7 protein-coding genes are annotated in these 8477 nt (G+C 42.9%); 4 read left to right on the top strand and 3 right to left on the bottom strand.

Going from position 1 to position 8477, the window contains the following annotated elements; genetic code table 11:
- Positions 1-59: 59 nt before the first annotated feature.
- Complete coding sequence (locus tag VIM89_RS23155; RefSeq protein WP_488158565.1) at positions 60-782, bottom strand: RluA family pseudouridine synthase; 723 nt, start codon at positions 780-782, stop codon at positions 60-62.
- 107 nt (positions 783-889) lie between these two features.
- The gene (gene panB / locus VIM89_RS23150; RefSeq protein WP_488158564.1) at positions 890-1705 is read right to left on the bottom strand and encodes a 3-methyl-2-oxobutanoate hydroxymethyltransferase; all 816 of its coding nucleotides are present in this window, start codon (positions 1703-1705) and stop codon (positions 890-892) included.
- A 249-nt stretch (positions 1706-1954) separates the two neighbouring features.
- Here panB and carA point away from each other — a divergent pair, with 249 nt between their 5' ends.
- On the top strand, positions 1955-3058 hold the full coding sequence (carA, locus tag VIM89_RS23145; protein WP_488158563.1) for a glutamine-hydrolyzing carbamoyl-phosphate synthase small subunit: 1104 nt from the start codon (positions 1955-1957) through the stop codon (positions 3056-3058).
- A gap of 85 nt (positions 3059-3143) precedes the next feature.
- Positions 3144-3941, top strand: a complete 798-nt coding sequence (locus VIM89_RS23140; RefSeq protein WP_488158562.1) for a carbon-nitrogen hydrolase family protein — start codon at positions 3144-3146, stop codon at positions 3939-3941.
- Between the two features lie 49 nt (positions 3942-3990).
- Here VIM89_RS23140 and VIM89_RS23135 read toward each other — a convergent pair whose 3' ends face one another.
- The gene (locus VIM89_RS23135; RefSeq protein WP_488158561.1) at positions 3991-5421 is read right to left on the bottom strand and encodes a DUF3943 domain-containing protein; all 1431 of its coding nucleotides are present in this window, start codon (positions 5419-5421) and stop codon (positions 3991-3993) included.
- Between the two features lie 807 nt (positions 5422-6228).
- Here VIM89_RS23135 and VIM89_RS23130 point away from each other — a divergent pair.
- Both VIM89_RS23130 and VIM89_RS23125 read left to right on the top strand, forming a co-directional pair.
- A complete protein-coding gene (locus tag VIM89_RS23130; RefSeq protein ID WP_488158560.1) occupies positions 6229-6993 on the top strand; it encodes an ABC transporter ATP-binding protein in 765 nt (254 codons plus the stop codon).
- Between the two features lie 135 nt (positions 6994-7128).
- The gene (locus VIM89_RS23125) at positions 7129-8223 is read left to right on the top strand and encodes an ABC transporter permease (protein WP_488158559.1); all 1095 of its coding nucleotides are present in this window, start codon (positions 7129-7131) and stop codon (positions 8221-8223) included.
- Positions 8224-8477 lie beyond the last annotated feature (254 nt).

Raw genomic sequence — 8477 nt, 5'->3', positions numbered from 1 at the left:
TATATAACCCTTATAGATTTGTCAACTTTTTAAAAGTTGACAAATCTTAATATCAGACGTTATTCAATCATTCCCGCAAACTTCTCCCAAAAACCATCTTTTGGCAATTCGGCGACTACTTCAACGGGTTCCAATTTTATGGGGTGAATAAATTTTAGCCGTCGGGCGTGCAGGCAGATGCTGTTCTTTAAACTTCCGCGCGGATAACCATATTTATTGTCTCCCACTATCGGGCAACCTAAAGTAGATAGCTGAACCCTGATCTGATGCGGACGACCTGTGATGGGATTTACTTCTAACAAATAATATCCATCCAACTCCCCAACCAATTTATAACTCAACTCTGAGCGCTGACTTCCGGGCACTTCCTGATCATGTGCCTTGGTCACATTTTTCTGCGGATTTTTTAGCAGCCAGTGCACCAGTTTGCCTTCGATTGGCTCGGGACGTTTGCGCACAACTGCATAATAGGTTTTTTGTATCTCGCGGCGTTTGAAAAGATTGTTCATCCTATCCAATCCCTTGCTCGTTTTGGCGAACAGGATCAAACCGCTTACCGGCCGGTCAAGACGATGCACCACACCCAGGAAAGCCCCATTGGGCTTATTATACTTTTTAGCGAGGTACTTTTTTACTTTTTCGTCGAGCGACTCATCCCCCGTATCATCTACCTGCACAATATCCCCGGCGCGTTTATTAACTGCGATCAGGTGGTTGTCTTCATAAATAATATCGTTGTCCGTGATCTCGTGGTTCACGTATTTGATATATACTTTGCCCATTGGTTGTAGGTCCCGATAATTAAAGGTTCATAGGATTAAACAATTAATTACCAATTTTGATTTATCATCTTCACATCTGCATATTTGCACATCCACACATCTGCACATTAGTACTGTTCTTTCTCGTTCGGAAAATCCTTTGATTTCACGTCATGAATATATTTCTCAATAGCATCATTCATAACTGTATACAAATCAGCATATTGTCTTAAAAATCTTGGCTTAAATCCTTTGTTCAGCCCCAGCATATCGTGGATCACCAAAACCTGCCCGTCGCAATATTTTCCTGCGCCGATACCTATTATAGGAATACTCACACTTTCGGCAACTTCTTTTGCCAGTTGTGCAGGTATTTTTTCAAGCACGATGCCGAAGCAACCCAACTCCTGTAATTTTAAAGCATCCTCTCGTAGTTTTTGAGCCTCCTGCTCCTCTCTTGCCCTTACTGTATAGGTACCAAATTTATAAATGGATTGCGGTGTTAAACCTAGATGCCCCATCACCGGGATACCGGCTGTCAGGATACGTGTTACAGATTCTGCTATCTCTTCACCTCCTTCTATTTTTACCCCATGCGCCCCCGCTTCTTTCATAATACGTATAGCCGAATTAAGCGCCTCTTTAGAGTTGCCCTGGTATGAGCCAAAAGGAAGATCAACAATTACCAATGCTCGCTTTGCAGCACGAACTACGGATGATGCGTGATAGATCATCTGGTCAAGCGTAATTGGCAAAGTCGTTTCATGGCCTGCCATTACATTCGAGGCTGAATCGCCTACCAGGATAATGTCTGTTCCTGCAGCATCCACTATGGTTGCCATGGAATAATCATAGGCAGTAAGCATGGATATGCGCTCGCCGCGTTGCTTCATTTCCTGTAAGGTATTGGTAGTAACCCGTTTGATCTCTTTGTTAACAGACATGACAGTTTTTTTGGATGGGTAAAGGTATGATTATTTCGGAATTCGGAATTTCGATTTCGGAATTATGACATTCACAAAGCCAGCTTTTTATACATTTTAAAAAATCCGAAATCCCACTTCCGAAATCCGAAATCAAATCGTATCTTTGCGCCGTGAATTTGGTAGTTGCCCATTGCACTTCTTACAACTGCTTTCACGGAGCTGAACCTCAGTCTAACCGGCGTTTTAACTATTCATTTTTTTATTATTATGATCACTAACTTCACCAAGTTACCCGCAGTATTGTTACTGGCTGACGGAACTGTATTTTATGGCAAAGCTGCCGGAAAGATAGGCACCACCACCGGCGAAATATGTTTTAATACCGGGATGACCGGCTACCAGGAGATTTTTACCGACCCTTCTTATTTCGGTCAGATCATGGTAACCACTAACGCGCATATCGGCAATTACGGTATCGCTAAAAACGAGGTGGAATCAGAACGCATTCAGATTGCCGGACTGGTTTGCAAAAACTATAATATATATTATACCCGCAAACAGGCGAATGAGTCTATCCAGGATTATTTCCAGGAGCAAAATATCGTTTCGATCTCTGATATCGACACCCGCCAGTTGGTGCGTCATATCCGCGATAAAGGCGCGATGAATGCGATCATCTCATCTGAAATATTAGACATCGAAGAACTGAAAGCAAAACTGGCTGAAGTACCGTCGATGGATGGATTAGAGCTGTCGTCACAAGTTTCAACTACCGAGACTTACACTTTTGGCGAAGAAACAGCTAAATACCGTGTAGCTGTGCTTGACCTGGGTGTTAAGAAAAACATCTTGCGCAATTTTGACGACCGCGATGTATATGCCAAGGTATTCCCGGCAAAGACCAGCTTCGAAGAAATGGAAAAAGATTTTGCGCCTAATGGTTACTTCGTTTCTAACGGTCCCGGCGATCCGGCGGCTATGCCTTACGCTGTTGAAACCGTAAAAGATATATTGAAATCTGATAAACCGATGTTCGGTATATGCCTTGGTCACCAGTTACTGGCATTGGCCAATGATATCCCGACCACGAAAATGTTCAACGGTCACCGCGGTTTGAACCACCCGGTAAAAAATATCATTATCGATCATTGCGAAGTAACTTCTCAAAACCACGGCTTTGGTGTGGTTCCAGAAGCAGTGCGCGCATCTGATAAAGTGGAGATCACCCACGTGAACCTGAACGACCAATCGATAGAAGGTATCCGCGTAAAAGGCAAAAAAGCATTCTCGGTTCAATATCACCCTGAATCATCACCAGGCCCGCACGACTCAAGATATTTGTTTGATGATTTCATCAAGCTGATGCAATAAGAGACAAACTTGAAGGCGGGAAAAATTCTTCCCGCCTTTTTTATTTTTATAGATTTGGCCAACCCTGATTAATTTGAATATTTTTATGAAGATCGCCTTAGCCTCACCTCCATTTCCAAAATCAATAGAAGACGGCCTGCATTGGGTCGATAAAATGATAAAAGAGGCCGCGGCGCAAAAAGCAGAGATTGTTTGCTTTCCTGAGTCTTATATCCCTGGTTTGCGCGGTGTTGGTTTTGGGGTTGAAGCGCATTCACCTACCAAACTGGAAGCAGCATTAAAAAGCGTTTGTGGGATGGCTAAAGAAAATGCTATTGCCGTCATCATTCCTATGGATTGGGACCATCCCGATGGCATATTAAATGTGGCCTGGGTAATATCAGCTAAAGGAGAGGTGCTCGGACGTCAAACTAAAAATCAATTATCACCACCAACTGAGGATGAACTGTTTATCCTCGGAAATGAGAAAAATATATTTGAAGTCAATGGCGTTAAATTCGGGATCACCATTTGCCATGAAGGCTTCCGTTATCCTGAATCTGTAAGATGGTCAGCGCGCAGGGGCGCTAAAATTGTATTCCATCCCCATTGTACAGGTAGCGATACCCATGGTGATAAGTTGTACGAGTGGGGCAATAAGAATAACCCTTATTACGAAAAGGCCATCATGATGCGTGCGATGGAAAACACCATATATTATGCAGCCTGCAACTATACCATGAAATACCCTGAATCAGCTACTTGTGTGATCGATCCGGATGGTAATTGCATTGCTCATCAGCCTTATTCGGAAGTTGGCGTACTGGTTGTAGATATCGACACCGAAAAAGCGACAGGGCTTTTGGCAAAAAGATTTAATGCCAGTTTGTACACGGATTATTGAAAGATAAAGAGACTTACGAAGTTTTAAAAACTTCGTAAGTCTTCCAATTTTACAAATTAAAGCTATACCTGGCCGATAGCCTCACAAAAGGATATTTATTATCCACCGTCGGGTGATCGTTATACTTTCCATGTAAGGTAAAATACCCTGGTTGGACAGCGAAAGAAAATTGCTTCGTAAGCATATACTGTATTTCCGAAGTGACCGTATGCAAAAAATAATGTGACGCTGATCCGTTGACTGTCACCAGCCAGGCTCCATTATAATCCAGGCTTATAAGTAACTTCTTTAGCAGACTGACGCCTACCCCGCCATTGAATGAAGTCCCGGTAGTGTAATCATAAAACCGCCCATGGGTTGGATACCTGTCGGTCACCGCGGCAAGTATCACCGGCCCGACTCCCAGGCTGGTATTAAAGCTGAGTTTGCGACTGAGATTATATTCCGAAAACAGGTTCATTTTCAGGCTCTGGCCGCCATAAAGAAATGCTTCATTATGGATGTAATCGTAATTAGCTGAAAGGATAGCCAGCTGTTCTTTTTTCTCATCGCCCGCAAGTTCCCAGCCGGCAAGTGAGCCATAAACATTCAGATAATTCATTTTGGAACTATCATCCTGCCCAAACTCAGCATTGATATAAATGTTGCTGAACGGCGTTTTATAATCTTCGTACCTGGAACCATACAACAATTTGATCCGCCCGTACCAACCATAACCATTGCTCTTCAAACCATTGGTACGGGTTGCTTTAAAATCCCGTCCGCCAAGGTCGATCTCCAGGCTTACTTTTGAAGTATCCTGTTCAGCTGGGTTGTCGCTTACGCGCCCCCATCTGCCGTCCATTAAGCGTGTTAGGCCGTTCATCGGATTAATGATAAATCCTAAAACTTCACTCATTTGCCGTTTGAAACCGCGTGTTCTGTTATTAACTATCCGTCTCGACAAACGATAGGTCATTTCTCCAAGTACAGCGCCACCTAAACCGGTATTGATAAAATCGTTAGGTGCAGGTGATTGATTTTCGGCAGTGCTCTCCCAAATATAGCTGCCAGCAAATGAGGCGGGGGCTGACTGCCAGAAACTATACCCATTGGCACGAAAGGCGCTAAAAAACTGGCTTCCCTGGTAAGGGTGACCAAATTGATTGGTCTGAAACTCATCGTTATCCCAGGTCCAGCTGCTTAGCTTCAGGTTATGTTTTATTGTTGCGAAAGAGATATTGGCATAATCATACTTAAAGATATAATGATCAAATGTCCAGGGAACTACTTCAGCACCGGCAAACAACAGGGCAGCCCTACCGAAATTCTTTTTGGCGACGCCATTTTCAACTAGTGGTTTGTCGGGTGGCGCTTTTTTATGCAGGCTGTCATTTAGTATGCGCTTGTTATCAAATGGGGTTTGTGCCCACCCGGTTGAACTAATAAATATGACTTCAAAGAACAGAAGACAGATAAAACAAAGCAGATATTTAGACATAGAAGAAGGGCTGTTTACTTTATTTAACAAAAAGTTTACAGCCCGGTTCTCATTAAACAGACTTACGAAGTTTTGAAAACTTCGTAAGTCTCCTCTGTAATTTCTCCCTTGTCCGGTAATTTCACCGACCCGGCCAACTGCCCTGCCCAATTCACCGACGATTTACCGCTGTTCGCCTAATACCCCTCACGCTTTTTTGTGGGCGGGGACATATTTGTATCGCAAAACAAACAATATCATGAAAACTATTCTGCTTATTCAGCTTATTCATTTGGCCACCGAGACCCTGCACCAACTTCATGCCGTGATCCATCATCTGGGTCATTTGGTTAAATAAGAGTCAAGAAGCAAGCGACAAGAATCAAGATAAAAAAAATAACGAGCCCCCTTGACTCTTGGTTCTTAAATCACGGCTTTGTCATTTAATATAATGTAATAATAACTTAACACGACTTAACAGAACGCTTAATAAACGTTCTGTTATTTTGCATAACATAAACTACATGAAGACATTAACACATTTTTCAAATTTCCTGTTCGAGCGGCTGGAGACCTTCACGCGCTCGTTCGCTAACCTGCTGAGCTGATCCAGATAGCCCGGCTTATGATTCTGATCTCCTACTGAATCGGAACAGAATTTTCTCCCCCCTAACTTTTCAAATTCTTCCGGCTCAAATGAGAAAAGGTTATACGTAATACGTTGAACGTATCACGTAAAACGTACAACCCAATCCCCTTTACCGTAAAAATTACGCTATTCACCGAAAATATTATTGATATTCCATTTTTCTGTATCATTTTTACAGCATGGTAAACAAACCGATCATCACTGTAAAAAACCTGGTGAAAAAATACGGCGATTTCACTGCAGTAGACGACATCAGCTTTGAAGTTTATGAGGGCGAAATATTCGGGCTGCTTGGCCCCAATGGCGCCGGTAAAACCACCACACTTGAGATCATTGAAACCCTTCGCGATAAAACTGCCGGAGAAATTTCAGTCGATGGCTTCTCAATCGAGAAAGATGCTGATAACATCAAAAAACGTATTGGTGTGCAATTGCAGGCAGCCGGTTATTACCCTAATTTGAATTTATCTGAGCTGATTGTACTTTTCTCAGGACTATACGGCATCAACAAAACGCCAATGGAGATGCTCGGCAAAGTAGCCCTGACCGAAAAAGCTAAAGCAAAATATAAAGACCTTTCAGGCGGACAAAAGCAACGTTTTTCTATTGCAACTACATTAATAAATGATCCCCGTATTATTTTCCTGGATGAGCCTACTACCGGCCTCGACCCACAGGCCCGTCGTAATTTATGGGATTTGATCCGCGAGATACGTGCTAACGGAACTACAGTGGTAATAACCACCCACTATATGGATGAGGCCGAAGTATTGTGCGATCGGGTTGCTTTTATCGATGGCGGAAAAGTAATCGGCATCGATACACCTGATAATTTTATAGATAAACTGGTAGCCGGTGGTTTTGAACGTCCAAAACAAGTAAAACTGGCCAACCTGGAAGACGTATTTATCAACCTTACCGGCAAGGAATGGCGGGAGGAATAAGTTGGCAGTTTTGAGTTTGCAGAATGCAGTTGTCCATAGACCATAGTCCATGGCAAATCCCAACATTAACTATGGGCCATGGTCTATCGACTATCGACTACCAATGAATTAATGAACTAATGAACTATTGAACCAATGAACAATAACAATTACAGCAATACCCGCGCAACGCTTGCCATAGCCAAGGCCAGTTTCAGGTCGATATTACGCAGCCCCTCAGCTGTGGTGTTTAGTTTGGTGTTCCCGTTAATATTTATTGTGGTGTTTGCCAACATTGGCGGCAGCGGCGTTACGGTTGATGTGGGCGTGGCTAAAGATTGTGATACCACCAATATGGTTTACCAGGTGCTTAAAAAGAATCAGATGCTGAATCTCATCAAAGATCAGTCGACCGACGAGATGAATAAAAATCTGTCAAAAGGATCAATTGATGCCATATTGGACATTAAAAAGAATAATGCAATGCCCCCTTTTACAATTGATGTGCAGTATACCAAAGCATCATCCAAGGGTGGCATTTTGAAATCCGCTTTAAATAATATCTTATACCAGGCGAATGCGGCGATGAACAAGAATCAGCCCCAATTAGCTGAGGTAAAGGAAACCACCATACAAGGCCGCGAGTATCGTTATATCGACTTTATCCTTCCCGGCATGCTGGGCTTTTCATTACTCAGCAGCGGGGTTTTCGGTACTGCCTTCGTGTTCCTGAGTTTGCGCCTGACACTGGTTATTAAACGCTTCTTTGCCACTCCGGTAAAACGTTACAGCATTGTTCTAGGCGAGGCATTGGCACGTATTGTATTTGCACTGCTCGGTGCTTTGTTTATTATTGCTATCGGACACTATGCGTTTAATTTTACATTGATTCATGGGCTCACAACCGTCGTCAATATGCTGATCTTATCCGCCATTGGTCTGATCATCTTTATGGGCTTTGGCTTTACCATATCCGGCGTTGCCAAAAATGAAAGCTCGGTGCCGCCATTCTCTAATATTATTACTTTGCCCCAGTTCTTGCTGTCAGGCACCTTTTTCTCTACCGCGGCATTCCCAGGCTGGCTGCAACACATCAGCAGGGTGTTACCCTTAACCCACCTGAACGAAGCCATGCGAAAGGTGGCCTTTGAAGGAGCATCATTGACAGATGTATCTCATCAATTGCTGATCCTGGGGATATGGTTCATCGGTGTATATTTAGTTGCGGTGAAGACTTTTAAGTGGGAATGATTTTGAATGTGCAGATGTGCGAATGTGCAAATATGCAGATGAATTAGCATTATGATCACGCTGTCTGAAGTCTCTGACTTCGGGCTAATATGAAGGTAGTCTGAGACTACAATCTGTCTCGTCCTAAAAAAAGTTTACAGGTTTTGAGATAATCCTGTTATAGATTTACAGGTGAATAATTATCCTGCAATACGTTTACAATTTTACGATTTCTTTGGTAGTAATTTTTCCATTGCCTTGTAGTTTTAAGATCG

This window comes from Mucilaginibacter sp. (assembly GCF_036568825.1).
In the GTDB taxonomy this organism is placed as follows: Bacteria; Bacteroidota; Bacteroidia; order Sphingobacteriales; family Sphingobacteriaceae; genus Mucilaginibacter.
The sequence above is the reverse complement of the archived record's forward strand: the minus strand, read 5'-3'. Positions and strand labels throughout refer to the sequence as shown.